The sequence below is a fragment of the Streptomyces hokutonensis genome (assembly GCF_042751305.1).
Lineage (GTDB): Bacteria > Actinomycetota > Actinomycetes > Streptomycetales > Streptomycetaceae > Streptomyces > Streptomyces hokutonensis_A.
In genome coordinates this window covers 97,987-116,312 of the sequence record NZ_JBHYWD010000009.1, presented here as the reverse complement: position 1 = coordinate 116,312, position 18,326 = coordinate 97,987, and the positions used below count along the sequence as shown (strand labels likewise).

General features: G+C 71.1%; 16 protein-coding genes. 9 read left to right on the top strand and 7 right to left on the bottom strand.

What is annotated here, in order from left to right; all coding sequences use genetic code 11:
- Positions 1–16 precede the first annotated feature (16 nt).
- The 3 genes from ACFXC1_RS24205 to ACFXC1_RS24195 all read right to left on the bottom strand — a co-directional run bounded on the left by ACFXC1_RS24205 (position 17) and on the right by ACFXC1_RS24195 (position 3,625).
- Positions 17–2,257: a molybdopterin oxidoreductase family protein gene (locus ACFXC1_RS24205; RefSeq protein WP_381245726.1), complete on the bottom strand. Its 2,241-nt coding sequence runs from the start codon at positions 2,255–2,257 to the stop codon at positions 17–19.
- Between the two features lie 119 nt (positions 2,258–2,376).
- Complete coding sequence (locus tag ACFXC1_RS24200; RefSeq protein WP_381245724.1) at positions 2,377–2,997, bottom strand: TetR/AcrR family transcriptional regulator; 621 nt, start codon at positions 2,995–2,997, stop codon at positions 2,377–2,379.
- A gap of 64 nt (positions 2,998–3,061) precedes the next feature.
- Positions 3,062–3,625, bottom strand: coding sequence for a hypothetical protein (locus ACFXC1_RS24195; RefSeq protein WP_381245722.1), 564 nt, complete (start codon positions 3,623–3,625; stop codon positions 3,062–3,064).
- 168 nt (positions 3,626–3,793) lie between these two features.
- Between ACFXC1_RS24195 and hmgA the strand changes: the two genes are divergently transcribed.
- From hmgA to ACFXC1_RS24180, 3 genes are read left to right on the top strand one after another with little or no spacing between them, the layout of a single operon-like run.
- Entirely contained in the window at positions 3,794–5,110 is a 1,317-nt protein-coding gene (gene hmgA, locus ACFXC1_RS24190) for a homogentisate 1,2-dioxygenase (protein WP_381245720.1), read from the top strand.
- Between the two features lie 60 nt (positions 5,111–5,170).
- Positions 5,171–5,923, top strand: coding sequence for a GntR family transcriptional regulator (locus tag ACFXC1_RS24185; protein WP_381245718.1), 753 nt, complete (start codon positions 5,171–5,173; stop codon positions 5,921–5,923).
- 12 nt (positions 5,924–5,935) lie between these two features.
- Positions 5,936–7,099 carry a type ISP restriction/modification enzyme gene (locus ACFXC1_RS24180; protein WP_381245715.1) on the top strand — a complete coding sequence of 388 codons (1,164 nt, stop codon included), beginning with the start codon at positions 5,936–5,938 and terminating at the stop codon, positions 7,097–7,099.
- 79 nt (positions 7,100–7,178) lie between these two features.
- Here the strand turns inward: ACFXC1_RS24180 and ACFXC1_RS24175 are convergent, their stop codons facing one another.
- Positions 7,179–7,886 carry a TetR/AcrR family transcriptional regulator gene (locus ACFXC1_RS24175; RefSeq protein WP_381245713.1) on the bottom strand — a complete coding sequence of 236 codons (708 nt, stop codon included), beginning with the start codon at positions 7,884–7,886 and terminating at the stop codon, positions 7,179–7,181.
- Positions 7,887–7,949: 63 nt separating this feature from the next.
- On the opposite strand from ACFXC1_RS24175, the gene ACFXC1_RS24170 reads away from it, so the two are divergent.
- The 3 genes from ACFXC1_RS24170 to ACFXC1_RS24160 are packed head-to-tail and all read left to right on the top strand — an operon-like array spanning position 7,950 to position 10,916.
- Positions 7,950–8,894, top strand: coding sequence for an ATP-binding cassette domain-containing protein (locus ACFXC1_RS24170; protein ID WP_381245711.1), 945 nt, complete (start codon positions 7,950–7,952; stop codon positions 8,892–8,894).
- On the top strand, positions 8,891–9,673 hold the full coding sequence (locus tag ACFXC1_RS24165) for an ABC transporter permease (protein ID WP_381245709.1): 783 nt from the start codon (positions 8,891–8,893) through the stop codon (positions 9,671–9,673). Before ACFXC1_RS24170 ends, ACFXC1_RS24165 begins: the two co-directional genes overlap by 4 nt.
- Positions 9,674–9,719: 46 nt before the next feature.
- Positions 9,720–10,916 (top strand): CaiB/BaiF CoA transferase family protein, encoded by a 1,197-nt coding sequence (locus ACFXC1_RS24160; protein WP_381245707.1) that lies wholly within the window; start codon positions 9,720–9,722, stop codon positions 10,914–10,916.
- A gap of 42 nt (positions 10,917–10,958) precedes the next feature.
- On the opposite strand, the gene ACFXC1_RS24155 is transcribed toward ACFXC1_RS24160, so the two are convergent.
- The 3 genes from ACFXC1_RS24155 to ACFXC1_RS24145 form a co-directional block, all read right to left on the bottom strand.
- Positions 10,959–11,225, bottom strand: a complete 267-nt coding sequence (locus ACFXC1_RS24155) for a hypothetical protein (protein ID WP_019066227.1) — start codon at positions 11,223–11,225, stop codon at positions 10,959–10,961.
- A gap of 126 nt (positions 11,226–11,351) precedes the next feature.
- Positions 11,352–12,185, bottom strand: coding sequence for an anti-sigma factor (locus tag ACFXC1_RS24150; protein WP_381245704.1), 834 nt, complete (start codon positions 12,183–12,185; stop codon positions 11,352–11,354).
- Complete coding sequence (locus ACFXC1_RS24145; protein ID WP_381246118.1) at positions 12,182–12,724, bottom strand: sigma-70 family RNA polymerase sigma factor; 543 nt, start codon at positions 12,722–12,724, stop codon at positions 12,182–12,184. Before ACFXC1_RS24145 ends, ACFXC1_RS24150 begins: the two co-directional genes overlap by 4 nt.
- A gap of 253 nt (positions 12,725–12,977) precedes the next feature.
- Here ACFXC1_RS24145 and ACFXC1_RS24140 point away from each other — a divergent pair, with 253 nt between their 5' ends.
- From ACFXC1_RS24140 to ACFXC1_RS24130, 3 genes are all read left to right on the top strand, one after another.
- Positions 12,978–14,516: a DUF4331 domain-containing protein gene (locus ACFXC1_RS24140; protein WP_381245702.1), complete on the top strand. Its 1,539-nt coding sequence runs from the start codon at positions 12,978–12,980 to the stop codon at positions 14,514–14,516.
- Positions 14,517–14,638: 122 nt separating this feature from the next.
- Entirely contained in the window at positions 14,639–16,630 is a 1,992-nt protein-coding gene (locus ACFXC1_RS24135; RefSeq protein ID WP_381245700.1) for a tetratricopeptide repeat protein, read from the top strand.
- Entirely contained in the window at positions 16,627–18,318 is a 1,692-nt protein-coding gene (locus tag ACFXC1_RS24130) for an urease accessory protein UreH domain-containing protein (RefSeq protein ID WP_381245698.1), read from the top strand. The genes ACFXC1_RS24135 and ACFXC1_RS24130 overlap by 4 nt, the downstream gene beginning before the upstream one ends.
- The last annotated feature ends 8 nt before the right edge of the window (positions 18,319–18,326 follow it).

Genomic DNA, 18,326 nt, shown 5'->3' with positions numbered 1-18,326 from the left:
AGCGCAAAACTCCAGGTCACAGCGGTGCGCTGAGTGCGGCGACCTCGACGGGCACTCCGTTGAGCACCGCGTTGCCCGACAGCGGGTCGAGGAGACTGCCGTCGAGCAGCTGGTTCACGTTGACGCCCGGGTCGGCGGACGCATGGCTGAGCCGGGTGCCGGGACGGTCGTGTCCCCAGCCGTGCGGGAGGCTCACCACACCGCGCTTCAGACCGTCCGTGATCTCGGCGGGGGCGGTCACCTCTCCCCCGGCGCCCTTCACCCGGACCTGGGCGCCGTCGGTCACGCCGAGGCGTTCCGCGTCCTCGGGGTGGATGTGCAGGGTGCAGCGGTTGGTGCCGCCGGTGAGGGCGGGCACGTTGTGCATCCAGCTGTTGTTGGAGCGGAGGTGACGGCGGCCGACGAGGACGAGACCGTCGGCGCGCTCGCTCATGGCCTGCCGGAGCCGGGGCAGGTCGTCGGCGATCGGCTGCGGCAGCAGTTCGACCTTGCCGCTCCGGGTCTTCAACGGCTGCGGCAGGCGGGACGCGAGCGGCCCCAGGTCGATGCCGTGCGGGTGCGCGAGGAGTTTCTCCAACGACAGCCCGTCCGGCCGTACGCCGAAGCCGTCACCGTAGGGGCCCAGGCGCAGCATCATGTCGAGCCGGCGCTCGGGTCCGGTGTCACCGGTGAGCCGGTCGGCGATCTCGCGCGGATCACGGCCGTGGACGGGCGAGTTGGGGTCCTTGACGGCCTTGGCGAGGGTCTGCTCGACGACCATCGTGTCGACGGCGGCGGGGTCGGCGCCGTGCATGCCGGTCGCGGCGAGGATCAGCCGGGCCAGGATCTCGGTCTCGGCCATCCGGCCGGGCTCCAGCGGGATCGCGGGGCGGGAGTAGCGGACCTGGTTGCGGACGGCGAGGGTGTTGAACGCGAAGTCGTGGTGCGGGCTCTGGGAGGGCGGGGGCGGCGGAAGGACGACGTCGGCGTGGCGTGCGGTCTCGTTGAGGTACGGGTCGACGCTCACCATGAAGTCGAGCGAGTCGAGGGCCTTGTCGAGGCGGGCGCCGTCCGGTGCGGAGAGCACGGGGTTGGCGGCTACGGCGATGAGCGCGCGGATAGGTTCGCCCTCGACGGTCGCGGTGTCGATCTCCTCGGCGAGCGCGGACAGCGGCAACTCGCCCTTGGCTTCCGGGTATTGGCTCACCCTGGAGTGCCAGCGCCCGAGCGCGAAGCCGCGTCCCGGTCCGGCGGGCCGGGGTGTCCGGTCGGTGGCGGCCTGCGGGAAGAGGGCGCCGCCGGGCCGGTCGAGGTTGCCGGTAAGGATGTTGAGGACGTCGACGAGCCAGCTTGCGAGGGTGCCGTGCGGGACGGTGCAGCTGCCGATACGGCCGTAGACGGCGGCAGTTGGGGCAGCCGCCAGTTCGCGGGCGAGGGCGCGGATCTCGTCGGCGGTCACGTCGCAGGCGCCGGCGACCGCTTCGGGGGTGAAGTCCCGTACGGCGGAGCGGACTTCATCGACGCCCTGCACATGCGGGGCCAACTCCCCCAGGTCCACGAGGTGTTCGTCGAAGAGCGCGTACGTCATCGCCGCGAGCAGCAGGGCGTCGGTGCCGGGGCGGACCGCGATGTGCCGGTCGGCGAGCTTGGCGGTGCGGGTGCGGCGCGGGTCGATGACGGTGAGGGTGCCGCCGCGCGCCCTGAGCGCCTTGAGCTTGCCGGGGAAGTCGGCGGCGGTGCACAGACTCCCGTTGGACTCAAGGGGGTTGGCGCCAATGAGGAGCAGATGGTCGGTGCGGTCGAGGTCGGGCACCGGGATCGCGTTGGCGTCGCCGTAGAGCAGGCCGCAGGAGACGTGTTTGGGCATCTGGTCGACCGTGGAGGCGGTGAAGACGCTGCGGGTGCCGAGGGCGCCGAGCAGGACCTGCGGGTAGAGGGCGCCGGCCATGGTGTGCACGTTGGGGTTGCCGAGGACGACACCGACGGCGTGCGGGCCGTGGCGCTCGACGACCGGGCGCAGGCCCGCCGCGATCGCGTCGAACGCCTCCTGCCAGGTGGCCTCGCGCAGTTCGCCGTCGCGGCGGACGAGGGGGGTGCGCAGCCGGTCGGGGTCGCCGTCGACGGCGCCGAAGGAGGCGCCCTTGGGGCAGATGAACCCCCGGCTGAACACGTCCTCGCGGTCGCCTCGGGCGCCGGTCACCCGGGTGCCCTCGATGGTGAGGGTCAGCCCGCAGGTGGCTTCGCACAGGGGGCAGATACGCAGGGCGGTGCGGGACACGGGGCCTCCCAAGGGCGACGTTGCCTCTTGGCGGTGAGCATACCGACCGGTACGGACGGTGGCGAGGGGTACCGGGGCGAGGTCGGAAACCCGCCGCGCGTGGCCGTTCGGCGGGTGGGTCAGTCCAGCACCCGCGCCAGATACGCCCGCAGCAGCGCCCGTGTCTCCTCGATGACCTTCTCGTCGCCCTCCGGAGCGACCCGGAAGGCTAGATGGACGAGGGAGTCCGCGGTCTCCACCGCGATCAGGAACGTGCGGCGGAGGTCCTCGTCGGGTTCGCGCGCGATATAGCCGGAGAGCAGGTCGGTGAGGCGGTCGGCGACGCGGTGGTTGGGTTCCGCGTGGCCCGAGCCGACCGGGATCTGGTTGCCGAAGTCGACGAGGGAGAAGCCGGGCGCGGTGCGCTTCATGGCGATGTACTCGTCCAGGACGGCGTCCATCGCCGCCCGCCAGCCTTCCGTGCCGCCGGCCTCCTTCAGGCGCTCGGTGACGCGCTCCGTGTAGCGCTCCAGGTTCCGCTGGGCGAGGGCGTCGGCCATCGCGCGCTTGTTCCCGAAGAAGCGGTAGACCGAGCCGATGGGGACGCCTGCGCGCACGGCCACGGCCCGGGTGCTCAGCGCGTCGTAGCCGACCTCGTCGAGGAGGTCGGCGCAGGCGTCGAGAATCCTGGTCAGCCGTTCGGCGCTGCGCCGCTGCACGGGCGCACGACGGAGCGATGTCGTGTGGGGCACGGGCTTCATGATGCCTTTCCGCCGCGGTCAGGAGAAGCTCGCACCTCAGTACGGAACTGGGTGCCCATAGCACTCATTCCGGCCCCCGCGTGGATGCGGAACCGGGGGTCTTGCTGCCGTCGGGCGAGGCCTGCGCCGCCGACTCCGTGATGTCCGCCGTACTCTCCACCGGTTTGCCGTGCACGGCCCACACGGTGCCGTCGTCGGCGTACAGGCGCGCGGTGACGTGATGGGTGCCGTGCGGGACGAGATCGGCCGCGAGCCGGTACTCGGGGACGCGGAGGCGGGCGACGGTGCGGCCGTCCACCATGAGGCGGACGGTGCCGCGGCCCGCGACCGCGACCGGCTTCACTCCGGCGGGCGAGAAGCGGAAGTCGTGGACGGTCAGCCGGACGTCCCAGCTGTCGTCGGAGGCGTCGGGCTCCACCTCGATACCGACCTCCGGCGCGCCCTTCTTGCTCACCTCGCGGTAGTGCCGGCCCTGTTCGTCCGTGTCGTCGAGCACCTTGCCCACCGGGGACGGCGACACCTTGTCGCCTTTCTGCGCCCGGGCATGGCCGGACCCGCAGCCCGCCGATCCGGCCAGCAGCAGGGCACAGACCGCGAGCGCGGTGAGAAGTGCGCGCGACCACGACATGCCGGGGAGACTAGAACACCGGTCTGACAGCCGGATCCCCCTTGAGGCTGGTTCTTCGCCTCCGGAGGTCGGATTTTCGGCCGCCTCCCGTCGTCCCCTTGCGCCCGTGAAATCGCAATCCTACGGTGATGCATAGGAATCAGCCGGCGCAGAGGGCGAGGAGCAGAGATGAGCGGGGACGGGCGCAAGACCGCCGAGGGGCTGGCCCACCTCACCGGTTTCGGAAACGAACACAGCTCGGAGGCGGTGCCGGGCGCCCTGCCCGAGGGCCGCAACGCCCCGCAGCGCGCACCGCTCGGCCTCTACGCCGAGCAGCTCAGCGGTACGGCCTTCACCGAGCCGAGGGCGCACAACCGCCGCTCGTGGCTCTACCGCGTCCGCCCCTCGGCCGCGCACCCGCCCTTCACCCGGGCCGACAACGGCGCGATCCGAACGGCACCTTTCACGGAGTCGGTGCCCGACCCGAACCGGCTGCGCTGGAACCCGCTGCCCGCGCCCGCGCCCGGCACCGACTTCCTGGCCGGCCTGTGGACCCTGGGCGGCAACGGCGACGCGACCCAGCGCACCGGCATGGCCGTGCACCTGTACCACGCCGACTCCTCCATGGACCGGGTCTTCAGCGACGCGGACGGCGAACTGCTGATCGTCCCGGAGCGCGGCGGGCTGTTGCTGCGCACGGAGTTCGGGCTCCTCCATGTGGAGCCGGGACATGTGGCGTTGATCCCCCGTGGGGTGCGCTTCCGTGTGGAGCTGCTGGATGCCTCAGCCCGCGGATATGTGTGCGAGAACTATGGGGCGCCCTTCCAGCTCCCCGACCTCGGCCCGATCGGCGCCAACGGGCTCGCCAACGCCCGGGACTTCAGGGCGCCGGTCGCCGCGTACGAGGACGTCGAGGGCCCGGTCGAGGTGGTGAACAAGTTCTGCGGCAACCTCTGGACCGCGACCTACGACCACTCCCCGCTCGATGTCGTCGCCTGGCACGGCAACCATGTGCCGTACGCCTACGACCTGCGCCGCTTCAATGTGCTCGGCTCCATCTCCTACGACCATCCCGACCCGTCGATCTTCACGGTGCTGACGTCGCCGTCGGACACCCCGGGCCTGGCCGGCGTGGACTTCGTGGTCTTCGCCCCGCGCTGGCTGGTGGGCGAGGACACCTTCCGGCCGCCGTACTTCCACCGGAACGTGATGAGCGAGTACATGGGCCTGATCGAGGGCGCCTACGACGCGAAGGCCGAGGGTTTCGTGCCCGGGGGCGGCTCGCTGCACAACATGATGTCGGCGCACGGCCCGGACCGGGAGACCTTCGACCGCGCGAGCGCCGCCGAGCTGCGCCCGCAGAAGATCGACGACGGCCTGGCGTTCATGTTCGAGACCCGCTGGCCGGTGACGGCGACGGCCCAGGCGGCACACGCCGACCACCTCCAGCAGGGCTACGACGACGTCTGGCGGGGCCTCCAGCGCCACTTCCGCCCCACGCACTGACAACTCCCCATCGTCCTACGGCCCTTGCACTGATCCCTCTCTACCGGTACGGATGGCCCCGTGACCTCCTTCGCCCCGGATTCGATCGTCCTGAACCGCAAGCTGCCGCTCTGGTACCAGGTGTCGCAGTCCCTGCGCGCCTCGATACTCGGCCGCTCACCCCAGGACCCGCTGCGGCTGCCCACGGAGGAACAGCTCGCGGGGCACTACGGCGTCAGCGTGCTCACCATGCGGCAGGCGCTGAAGGAGCTGGAGGACGAGGGCCTGATCACGCGCCACCGCCGCCGGGGCACGTTCATCGAGCCGGACGTCCGACGGGCCACTCCGGTACGGCTGCTGGGCTCGGTCGACGCGATCGTGGCCCAGCAGTCCGGCATGACGACCGAGCTCCTGGCCCACGGCAAAGTGCCCGTACCACCCGAACTGGCCGAGCACTTCCCGGACTTGACGGAGGTGGCGGCGTATCACCGCCTCCGCGGCGACGAGAAGACCGGCGAACCCACGAACCACGCCCGCAACCACATCCGCCCCGAACTGGCCGCCCGTCTCGACCCCGACGACCTGATCCGCTGGCCGATGACCAAGGTGCTGCGGGACGTCGTCGGCGCTGACATCAGCCGCATCACGGACACCGTGGAGGCCCGCCTCGCCGACCCGGAGACCGCCCGTCTCCTCCAGGTCCCGCTCCTCAGCCCGATCCTGCACTACACGGGCATCGCCTACGACACCCGGGGCAGGGTCCTGGACGTGGCCGTCATCCACTACCGGGGGGACCGTTTCTCCTTCTCGGTCACGCTCGACGTCGCGAACTGACGTCGTCGTACGATGCCCAGCGTGACGCACGACGACGCTCCGTTGCTCGCGGACCTCATGCCGTGGTCCGTCGCACCGATCCGGCTCGGCCGGGGGTGGCCGACGGCTCCTGACGCGGCAACCCTGAAGGCCCGCTGGGACGCCCTGATGAAGGCCGAAGTCCCGGACCGGGAAACCCTGTTCGAGCCGACCCGCTCCCGTACCCTCCACTCCGCGGTGACCCAACTCCCCGGCCAGTCCAGCGGCACGGAGAAACTGGTCCGCGCCACCGGCCCCTGCCCCGATCCGGTCCGCGTCCTGCACGCCCCTTTCGACGAGCAGTGGCTGATCCCCGACCACCGCCTGATCGACGTGGCCCGCCCGGAGTTGTGGCGGGTGGCGGACGAACACCAGGTCTTCGTGGTGGAGACGTCCCCGAACACCGCCGGGCCACCCGTCGTCACGTCATCACTCCTGCCGGTCCTACGCCCCGGCCGCGTCCGCCCCCTGTACCGCCGCCCGGGCGGCGGGGAACCGAACCTGGCACCGGGCCTGCTGGAACACCTCACCGACCGCCTCGGCCACTCCCCTGCCCCCGCGGACGTCCTCGCCTGGACGGTGGCCACGGCCCGCCCCGGACCGACCGTCCCCCTGACGGCGGATGCCGAACTCTGGTCCCACGGTGTCGAGTTGGGCCGCCGCATCCTCTGGCTGACGCGCCGCAACGGCGACCGCCCCAAACTCCCCGGCGGCCGACGCCCCTACGTCCGCGCCCCGCTGCCGTCCCTCCCCCTCACCCTCCACTACGACCGCGACGAGGAGACCCTCCACCTCGACGAGGGCCGCATCTCCCCGGTCCCGCCCGAGTCCTGGGACTTCGAGGTGAGCGGCGCACGCGTCCTGGAGGAGTGGTTCACGTCCCGGACGACGGAGTCCGCCGAACCGGGCACCCTGGCCGCGATCCGCCCGCCGGCATGGCAACAGACGTGGACGTCGGAACTGCTGGAGCTGATCACGGTGTTGGCACTCCTCGCGGAACTGAGGCCGCGGCAGGAGGAGTTGGAGGTACGGGACCGGATCACGGCGGCGGAGCTGCGCAAGGCGGGCGTGCTCCCGGCGCCGGAGTGGTCGCGCCACCCGGCCTCGGTCCTGGACCACCACGAGGAAGGCCCAGAGGGACAGTTCGCTCTGATCTAGGCCACCTGCAACTCCCCAGGGGCGCGGGGAACCGCGCGACCAGCCACGGCGAACCCGCATCCGCCCACGAAACGTCCCCCTACGGCGCAAACGCATCCAGGACCTTCCCCACCGCCACATCAAAGATCGCGTCCAGATCAATGGGCCCCGGATCCTCCATGAACGCCGCAGCCATCCGCGGATACGCCCCACCCGCGATCTGACTCCCCAAGTACGCGATCCGTACAGCGTGTTCCTGCTCCTCGGACCACGGCAACGACCGCGACCGCTCAGCAGTCGCCAACTCATTGCTCACGTACATGGTCACCACCCCGTTGAGCAGCCCCACGAGTTGCATCTTCGTGCCGTACGTCGCCTCGACCGGATCGAGACAGGCAAGGCAGTGCTCCAGATACTTCAGGGCGTTCGGACTGAACCCGTAGACCGGTGACATCAGTCGCGGCAGCCAGGGATGCCGATGCATCAGCGTCCGCGTCTGATGGGCGACCCGGATCATGTCGGCCCGCCAGTCCCCCGACGGCTCCCACTCCTCGTGCTCCCCGCCGACCGCGTCGACCATCAGCTCGTACAGGTCCTCCTTGCGGGGGACGTAGTTGTACAGCGACATGGTGCCGCACCCCAGCTCGGCCGCGACATGCCGCATGGACACGGCGTCCAGGCCCCCGCCGTCGGCGATCCGCACGGCCGCCGCCGCGATGTCCGCGCGGCTGTACGCGGGCTTGGGCCCGCGCCCCGCCCTCTCGGCGCGCGCCCAGATCACTTCGGGTACGGCCGCTCGGTCCGCCATTGATCATCACCTCGGCCACCATCCTAGTTACGTACAGCGTACGTAGTGCGCTATGGTCGACCCATGGCTACTACGTACGCTGTACTTAGTGAAGGTCTGGAGAAGCGCTTCGGCGCCGTGCACGCCGTGCGCGGGCTGGACCTGGCGGTGGCACGGGGCACGGTCTGCGGGGTCCTCGGGCCCAACGGGGCGGGCAAGACCACGGCCGTCCGGCTGCTCACCACCCTGCTGCGCCCCGACGCGGGCTCCGCACGGATCGCCGGGCACGACCTGGTCCGGGAGGCCGCGGCCGTACGGCGCCGGATCGGCGTCACCGGGCAGTACGCGTCGGTCGACGGCGACCTCACCGGCCGGCAGAACCTGCGGCTGTTCGCGCGACTGCACCGGGTGCGTGGGCCGGCCGAGCGGGCCGGTGAGCTGCTGGACCGCTTCGGTCTGACCGAGGCCGCCGACCGGCCCGCGTCCACCTACTCCGGCGGGATGCGCCGCCGCCTCGACCTGGCGGCGAGTCTCGTACGCCGCCCCGACGTGCTGTTCCTGGACGAACCGACGACCGGCCTCGACCCGGCCAGCCGGAACCAAATCTGGGACGCCGTACGGGAGTTGAAGAGGGAGGGTACGACCGTGCTGCTGACCACGCAGTACCTGGAGGAGGCCGACCAACTGGCCGACGACATCGCCCTGGTGGACCGGGGGCGGGTCGCGCACAGCGGATCGCCGTCCCAACTCAAGGCGCTGATCGGCACGTACGCCGAGGTGGTCGTCGCGCACCCGGACGCGCTGGCCAAGGCGGCCGGTGTCCTCGACCAACTCACGGGCGCCGAGCCGTCGTTCGACCACGCACGGAACGCCGTGGGCGCGGTCGCCGGCGACCCCACCCTCACTCTCCCCCGCCTGGTCCGCGAACTCGACGCGGCGGGCGTGCCGTTGCTCGACGCGAGCATGCGGCCACCGACGCTCGACGACGTGTTCCTCCGGCTGACGGACCGTAAGGAGGAAGCGGCATGAGCGCGTTGGCGTACGACGGCACCGCGATGCTCGGCCGGCAGCTGCGACGGGTGCGGAACAGTCCGGCGCTGGCGATCCTCACCCAGACCATGCCGATCACCATGCTGCTGTTCTTCGGGTACGTCTTCGGCAGCGCGCTGGCGATGCCGGGTGACGCCTACCGCGCCTACCTGGTACCGGGGTTGCTGGTCGCGACCGCCGCCAACGGCATCATGACCGGCATGTTCCAGGCCGCACAGGACTCGCACCGGGGTGTGACGGACCGCTTCCGTACCCTGCCGATGAGCAGGGCCGCCGTACCGCTCGGACAGGCGACCGCCGATCTGGTCGTCACGGCGGCCGGGACCGTGCCGTTCCTGCTGGTCGGTCTCGCGGTGGGGTGGCGGGTCGAGGGTTCGGTGGCCCGAGCCGCCGCCGCTGTGGGCCTGTTGCTGCTGTTCCGGTTCGCCTGCGCCTGGGTCGGCATCCTGCTCGGGCTGGCCTCGCGCAGCGAGGAGGCGGCCGGTCAGCTCGGCAGCGCGACCTTCATGCTGCCGCTGCTGTCCAACGCGTACATCCCGACCGACCGGCTGCCGGGCTGGCTGCGCACCCTGGCCGAGTGGAACCCGATCAGCGCGGTCACCACGGCCCTGCGATATCTGTTCGGCAACTCGCCCGTGCCCGAGGGAGCGGCCTGGCCGGTGGCCCATCCGATCGCCGGGTCGCTGGCGTGGTGCGCGGCGCTGATCACCGTGTGCGCGCCGCTCGCCGTACGTCGGTACGCACGCGGCGAGCGCTGAGCTCCCCGCATGACAAAGGCGTCGGTTGCGGGACATGATCCCCCGCATGGAGCCCATGCCGCTGCCCCTTGAGGGCGTCACCGTCGTCGCCGTCGAACAGGCCGTCGCCGCCCCCTTCGCCACCCGGCAACTCGCCGATCTGGGCGCCCGGGTGATCAAGGTCGAGCGGATCGACGGCGGTGACTTCGCGCGCGGCTACGACACCGCGGCCGGCGGTCTGGCGTCGCACTTCGTGTGGTGCAACCGGGGCAAGGAGTCGATCGCGCTCAACCTGAAGGATCCGCGCGGGCTGGACGTCGTAAGGCGGCTGGTCGCGGACGCGGACGTGTTCGTGCAGAACCTCGCGCACGGGGCCGCCGCCCGGCTCGGGCTCGACGCGGCGACGCTGTGCGCCGCCCACCCGCGGCTGGTCGCCGTGGACATCTCCGGGTACGGCCCGACCGGCCCGTACGCCGACAAGCGGGCCTACGACATGCTCGTGCAGTGCGAGGCGGGGCTGGTGTCGGTGACCGGGACGCCGGAGCGGCCGGTGAAGGCGGGGATCCCGGTGGCCGACATCGCGGCCGGGATGTACGCGTTCTCAGGTGTGCTCGCGGCGCTCGTGCGGCGCGGCACCACCGGGCGGGGCGGGCCCGTCGAGGTCTCGATGCTGGACGCGGTCGCGGAGTGGATGGGGCATCCGCTGCATCACACGATGCACGGCGGAACTCCCCCGGCGCGCACGGGACTTGCGCACGCCGTCATCGCGCCGTACGACGCCTATCCGACGTCGGACGGCGGGTGGGTGCTGCTGTCGGTGCAGAACGACCGGGAGTGGCGGCGGCTGGCCGAACAGGTGCTGGAGCGGCCGGAGTTGGGGACCGACCCGGACTTCGCGACCAACGCGGAGCGGGTGGTGAACCGGGAGCGCACGGACGCCCTCGTCGGTGCGGTGCTGGGTGGGCTGGCCACCGACGAGGCCGTGGCACGGCTGGAGCGCGCGGGCGTGGCGTGCGCGCGCCTCAGGAACGTACAAGAGGTGGCGGAGCACCCGCAGTTGGCGGCCCGGGAGCGGTGGCGGGAAGTGGGTTCGCCGGTCGGGCCGTTGCGGGCGCTGCTGCCGCCGATCACCTTGCCGGGCGGAAGCGAGGCGCGGATGGGTGACGTGCCCGCGCTCGGGGAGCACACCGAGGCGCTGCTGCGTGCCGTGGGGATGGCGGACGTAGAGATCGCAGCACTGCGCCGGGACGGTGTGGCGTCCTGAGCGCGGGCCCCCGGGAACTCCCCGGGGACGCCGAGGGCTTGCTCAGCGCCCGCCGAACAGCGAACGGCGCAGCCTGCGCAGCGGTGCGAAGAGCGAGACCCTGCTCACTCGCGCGCCCCTGGCGCTGCGTTCCTGCGTGGTGTCGCGCGAGGTGAGCTCACGCATCAGCGAGGTCGCCTCTGCCGTCTCGCGCTGCGGGACGACAGGGCCGCCCAGCACCGAGAGATGGCGGTCGAGGCGCGAACTCGTCGCACTGCTCCCGCACGTGATCGCAGGGACCCTTGCCCTGCTGCGCACTATCTGTTCCATGTCACTCCCCACCCGTACGAGTCCACCCGGCCCGGGCAGGGTAACCCTATCGCCCCAACCGGGCACTCGTGTATCGAGGTCTCAGGATTCACCTTCCCCGTAAGGGTGTTGACGACCCCTCCTTGATTACTCTCCGAATCCAACCGATTTCAGGGCGAGTTGGACAACTGGCTGCGTTGTGGGCTGTGGTGAGCCCCCGTCGGGCTCGACGGTCACTGCGAGTGATGTTGCTGATTTGTCGAGTCCGGTGGTGACCAAGGGCGTGTCGTCCTTGAAGAGCCCGAGGGAGCGCGGTTGCACATTGGGGCGCATCAGCCACAGTTGACGCACGCGCCCGCTCGGCGGTGCGCCGTATCCGCTCAGGGTGACGACCGCGCGCCCCTCCGACGCGGAGGCGATCACGCCGATGCTCCGGCCCGAGGAGTCCGCGCCGGTGGTCGCACGGGCGTCGGGAGCCGCGAGAACGTGTGCGATCTCACGCGACTGCGCCTGTGCGGCGTCCAGCTTGTCCTGTGTCTTGTTCGCCTGCACGGCGAAGAGCGAGGCCACGACGAGGGCCGCGGCGGCCGTCGCGGTGGCGAACGGCACGAAGAACGGCCGCCGTTGGGGCACGCGGGCGCGTGACGCCTGGGGCTCCGCGCCCCACACATGGGCCGGCAGCCGGGGCGTGTACTCCCGCGTCTCCCGCCCGCGCTCCCGCAGCGGCCCAGGCTCCTGCGGGGTGTTGCGTATCGCCAACAGCACCCGGTCGCGCATCGCGGGCGGCGGCTGGGCGGACTCGGACCACGCGAGGCGGACCGCGTCCTCGGCCAGGGCGCGCACCTCGAAGGCGCAGCGCTCGCACTTCTTGAGGTGCTTCTCGAACTGGGCGCGCTCGCCGGGTTCGAGGGCGTCGAGGGCGTAGGGGGCGGCGAGCGAATGGATGTCGCCCCGGCGGAAGAGTCGGGCGAGGACGCTCATGCGGCACCTCCCAGGCAGTCGCGCAGCCGGGTGAGTCCGTCACGCATACGGGTCTTGACCGTGCCCAGCGGCAGCGAGAGCCGCTCGGCCACTTCACGGTACGTATAGCCGTCGTAATAGGCGAGGGTCACGGACTGCCGCTGCAGGGTGGTGAGCCGGTCCAGGCAGCGGCGTACCAACTGGCGCTCCAGGCCTGCCTCGACCTCCTCGGTCACCTGGTCGAAGGCCGGGTTGTGGGAGCGGCGGGCCTCGCGCTGCTCGCGGTCGACGGCGGCGCGGGCGCTGCGCACCCGGTCGACGGCCCTGCGGTGGGCGAGGGTGAGGACCCAGGACAGGGCGCTGCCGCGGCCGGGATCGAAGCGGGCGGCGGACCGCCACAGTTCGAGCAGCACCTCCTGGGACACCTCCTCGGACTGCGCGGGGTCGCGCACCACGCGGCGCACCAGTCCGAACACGGGCCCGGACACCAGTCCGTAGAGCTCTTCGAAGGCCTGGTGGTCTCCTCCGGCGACCTGCACCAGGAGTTCGTCAGCCCCCACCCGTCCCCCTCTCGTCGACCGCACGCGGCCCCTCCTCTTCGACCGCACGCGGTCAGTCACTTCGCATCCCGTCACACGAGGCATTCGCAGCGGATGCCTCTAAGGATGGGTTACGGATCAGCGGAGTTGAAACGCGGGTCGCGGGCGGCCGGATTGGAGTCCGCCAAAAAAACTTTTCAGGTTCGACCAATCCGGCCCGGCACCAGCTCCGAATCCCCGAGCGTCAGGCAAGTTGGCACTGAGGACGGACGGCATGACACCTATCTCCAGGAGCGGTGCGGGACGCAGGAAGCTCGCGGCCCTCATATGTGGCGCGCTCGCCGCCGGAGGGCTCGCAGCCGCCGGCACGGCCGCGCTGGAACCGGGAGTGGCCTCGGCCTCCTCCCACCGGGAGGCGCCCCTGATCTCGGGAACCCCCCAGTACGACAACACGGACCTCTACGCGTTCGTGAGCCCGGACAAGCCGGACACCACCACCATCGTGGCGAACTGGATCCCGTTCGAGGAGCCCGCCGGCGGCCCGAACTTCTACCAGTTCGCCGACGACGCCCAGTACGACATCCACGTCGACAACAACGGTGACGCGCTGGACGACTTCATCTTCCGCTACACCTTCAAAACCCAGATCAAGAACAAGAAGACGTTCCTGTACAACACGGGCGCGGTCACCAGCCTCACCGACCCCGACCTGAACGTCACGCAGTCGTACGACATCGAGCTGATCAAGCTCAAGAGGGGCAGGGCGGTCTACAAGACCAGGATCGCCGACGACATCCCGGCGGCGCCTTCCGACGTCGGCAAGGCGTCGATGCCCGACTACGCCAAGCTGCGTTCGCAGGCGATCTACAAGACGGCGAACGGCGGCGCGACCTTCGCGGGCCAGGCCGACGACCCGTTCTTCGCCGACCTGCGCGTCTTCGACCTGCTCTACGGCGGCAACCTCAGCGAGGTCGGCAACGACACGCTCAAGGGCTACAACGTCAACACGATCGCCCTCCAGGTGCCGAACGACCTGATCCGCCAGTCGAAGAACCACCCGACCGTCGGCATCTACTCGACGACCCAGCGCAAGAACGCCAGGGGCTACTACACGCAGGTCTCGCGTCTCGGTAACCCGCTGGTCAACGAGGTCGTCAACCCGCAGAAGGACAAGGACAAGTTCAACGCGTCCGAGCCCAAGGACGACGCGCAGTTCCTGAAGAACGTGACCAACCCGGAACTGCCGAAGCTGATCGAGTCGATCTACAAGATCAAGGCGCCGAAGGAGCCGCGCAACGACCTCGTCAGCGTGTTCCTCACGGGCGTCAAGGACCTCAACACCCTGCAGCCGTACACGAAGCCGTCGGAGATGCTGCGGCTCAACACGTCCATCCCGCCGACCGCGCACCCCAAGCGCCTCGGTGTCCTGGACGGCGACAACGCCGGCTTCCCGAACGGGCGTCGGCTCACCGACGACGTGATCGACGAGGCGCTCCAGGTCATGGAGGGTGAACTCGTCGGTTCCAAGAACGACTTGGGCGACGCGGTCGACAAGAACGACAAGGGCTTCGAGAAGTACTTCCCCTACGTCGCCGAGCCGACCTCGGGTTCGCGCGGTCCGCTCGCCAAGGGCACGAGCAGCGGCAGTGACGTCAAGAACCAGCTGGGCGACGCGCTCCAGCCGGCCGGCTCGTCCTCCAGCGACAACATGATGCTGATCACCGCGTCGGCGGCCTCGGGTGTGGCCGGCGTGCTGCTGATCGGCGCGGGCGTCGCGTGGTGGCGCCGCCGGATGAGCCACCGCCCGTACTAGACCCCACCGACTGGCGCGGCCCGCACAGCTACTTCCCCCACGGTGCGGGCCGCGCCACCCCTGCGTGACAACACCTCTCGGCAACACGGCAGTTGAACCACCCCAGGCGATGGAGGAACGGCATGGCCCCGCGCGAGCACGACAACAAGCCGACGGAGGGCGAGCCCGGCGAGACGCCGGTGGCGGCGGAGCGGGAACGCGAGTGGGAACGCGTGTGGGCGCAGGACGAGACCGACGCCGAGGCCGGGACCGGTCCTGAGCGGGAGGCCGACTCCCAGGCAGCCGAGGTCAGTTCCGAAGCCAAGACCGACTCCGAGGAAGCCACGGTCAGTTCCGAAGCCAAGGTCACTCCCGAGGCCGAGGTCGACTCCGAAGTCGAGGCCGACTCCGAGGCCGCGACCGACCCCGAAGCCGAGGCCGACCCCGAGATCGAGCCCGAGGCCGAGATCGAACCCGAGGCCCAGATCGAGGCCGACCCCGAGATCGAGCCCCAGGCCGAGATCGAACCCAAGGCCCAGATCGAGCCCGAGGCCCAGATCGAGCCCGAGGCCGAGACCGTGCCCGAAGCCGAAGCAGGACCGACCGAAGCCGCAGCCCCATCGCCTGGGCACGACCACCCCCACGCACACCCCCACCCTCACTCCCACGATCACGACCACCCCCACGCGCACGACCACGACCACGACCACGACCACGACCACGGTGATCACGCCCCGCACTCCAGCACGCCGGAAGACGCGGTCGCCGATGAACGCATCGCCGCCGTACGCCGGTTGGGCGCCGCGGGCCGTCGCTGGCGGGTCGTCCAACTCGCCGGTTGTGCCGCCCTGTTGGCCGTGGCGATGACCGCCGGGGCGATCGCGATCGGCGCGGCGAAGGACAGCGGTGCCACCGGCGTCACGAACGTCTCCAGTGCCGTATCGCCCGACCTGCTGGCCAGCGGGAGCCTGGACGCGAGCATCGCCGCGCTGCAGGCCCATCTCCGGGGCCAGCCGAAGGACTTCGACGGGTGGGCGACGCTCGGACTGGCCTATGTCGAGCAGGCCAGGACCAAGGGCGACCCCTCCCGGTACCCGCAGGCGCAGGCCGCCTTCACCCGGTCGCTGAAGATCTCGCCGGACAACGAGAACGCTCTTGAGGGACGGGCCGCGCTCGCCGCCGCCCGGCACGAGTTCGCGGAGGCCCTCACCTACGCGGACAAGGTCCTCAAGGAGAACCCGTACAGCGAGCGCGCCCTCTGCTCCCGTATCGACGCGCTAGTCGAACTCGGCCGCTACGACGAGGCGTCGAAGGCCGCCGACCTGGCCGACGCCCGCAAGCCCGGCGTCCCGGTGTTCACCCGCTACGCCTACGTCCACGAGCTGCGCGGCGACGTCAAGACGGCCCGCACCGTGCTGGAGCAGGCGCTCACCGCCGCCACCTCCCCCGGCGACATCTCGTACGTGGCCGGCACGCTGGGCCAACTCGCCTGGAACCAGGGCGACTACAAGACCGCCCTGGACTACTACGGCCGCGCGCTCGCCGCCGACGAGAACTACCTCCCCGCCCTGGAGGGCCGCGCCCGCGCCCAGGCCGCCCTGGGCGACCGCGCCGACGCCATCAAGGGCCTGGAGCTGGTCGTCTCCCGCTACCCGCTGCCCCAACCCCTCGTGGAACTCGGCGAGTTGTACGAAAGCCGGGGCGCAGCGGGCGACAAGGCGAAGGCCGACGACCAGTACGCCCTCGTCGACGCCTGGATCGCCCTGGCCCGTGCCAACGGCGTCAACGCCGACCTCGACACCGCGCTCGCCGCCGCCGACCACGGGGACATCAAGTCGGCCCTGAAGGCCGCCCGCGCCGAGTGGGCCCGCCGGCACACCGTGCACACGGCGGACGCCCTGGCCTGGGCCCTGCACGTCAACGGCCGCGACCAGGAGGCCCTGCCCTACGCGCGCCAGGCCACGGCCACCGGCTACCACAACGCCTCGTTCATCTACCACCTCGGCATGATCGAGCTCGCCACCGGCCACAAGGCGGACGGCCGCGCCCACCTGACCAAGGCCCTGAAGCTGAACCCGGGCTTCTCGCCGCTGGGCGCGAGCAAGGCCCGCAAGGCTCTGGAGGCGACCAAGTGAGGCCCGTCCGACGCCTGTTGGCGTCCGCCGCGGCCGTCCTCACGGCCACCGGCGCGCTCCTGCTCGTCCCCACCGCAGCCGCGAGCGCGCACCCGCTGGGCAACTTCACCGTCAATCGGTACGACGGTCTCGTCGTCGCCCCCGGCGTCCTGCGCGTCACGCACATCGAGGACCTCGCGGAGATCCCGGCGACCCAGGCCAAGCCGGACATCAAGAAGCTGGGCATGACCGAGTGGGCCCGACAGCGGTGCGACAAGGCCGCCGAGGGCAGCAAGGTCACCGTCGACGGCCGTACGGTCGCGCTCACGCCCGGCACCAGCACCGCGCGGCTGCGGCCCGGACAGGCGGGGCTCAACACCCTGCGGCTGGAATGCAGTTCGACGGCACCGCTCCCCAAGGGCAGCACGGTCGCCCTCGGTTTCCACAGCGCGGGCCTGACCACCGGGCCCGGCTGGCGGGAGATCACCGCGCGCGCCGACCGGATGACGCTCACCGGGACGGACGTACCGAAGAAGTCGGTGTCGCACGAACTGACCAGCTATCCCAAGGACTTGCTCTCCTCGCCGGCCGACATCACGAAGGCGTCGCTGCGCGCGCGTCCCGGCGGCCCGGCCCTCACCGACGACGACCAGTCGCAGGCGGACTCGACCGCGTCCAACATCCTGCCGCGCGGCGTGGACCGTTGGACGGAGGCCTTGACCAACATGGTCGCCCGCCACCACCTCAGTGTCGGCTTCGCGGCCCTGTCCCTGCTCATCGCGATCGCCCTGGGCGCGATGCACGCGCTCGCCCCCGGCCACGGCAAGACGCTGATGGCGGCCACGGCGGCGGCCCGGGGTGGTCGCGCCCGCCTCAAGGACGTGCTCCCCCTCGCCGCCTCGGTCACGGTCACCCACACCCTCGGCGTGATCGCCCTGGGCCTGCTGGTGACGGCCGGGTCCGCCGCGACGCCGTCGGTGATCGCCTGGCTGGGCATCGCGAGCGGCGTCCTCGTCCTCTTCGCGGGCGGCAACCTCCTCCGCCGCGCATGGCGCAACCGCCCACGCCCACAAGCCACTTCGCACCCCCGTCCCCACCCCCACGATCACAGTCACGCGCCCGCCAAGTCCCCCCAGCGCTCGCTGGTCCTCGCGTCCGCGCACACCGAGGCCGGTGCCACGCACACGCTCACCGAGGCCCACCCGCACCCCCACAGCCACGACGACGACCATGCCCACGGTCACGGCCATGAGCACCCCCACCCCCATGAGCACGACCACGATCACGACCATGGCCACACTCACGACCACGACCACGCCCTGGAACACACGCACGGCGGCTTCACGCACACCCACTCCACCGCTCCCACCGTGCGCGGCACAATCCTGCTCGGCTTCGCCGGCGGGCTGGTGCCGAGCCCGTCCGCCGTGGTCGTCCTCGTGGGGGCCGCCGCGCTCGGCCAGGCCTGGTTCGGGCTGCTGCTGGTCGTCGCCTACGGCGTCGGACTCGCCCTCACCCTCACGGCCGCCGGATTCGCCGTCGTCAAGCTGGGTACAGGGATGAACCGAGTGCTGGACCGGCGCCCCCGCTGGACCACCAGCCCCATGGCGGTCCTGGTCCGCCGGACCCTGCCATTGGCTTCGGCGTTCGTCGTTGTGGCTCTTGGGGTGGGTTTGGTGCTCAAGGGGGCGGCATCCGCACTCGGCTGAGCTACGTT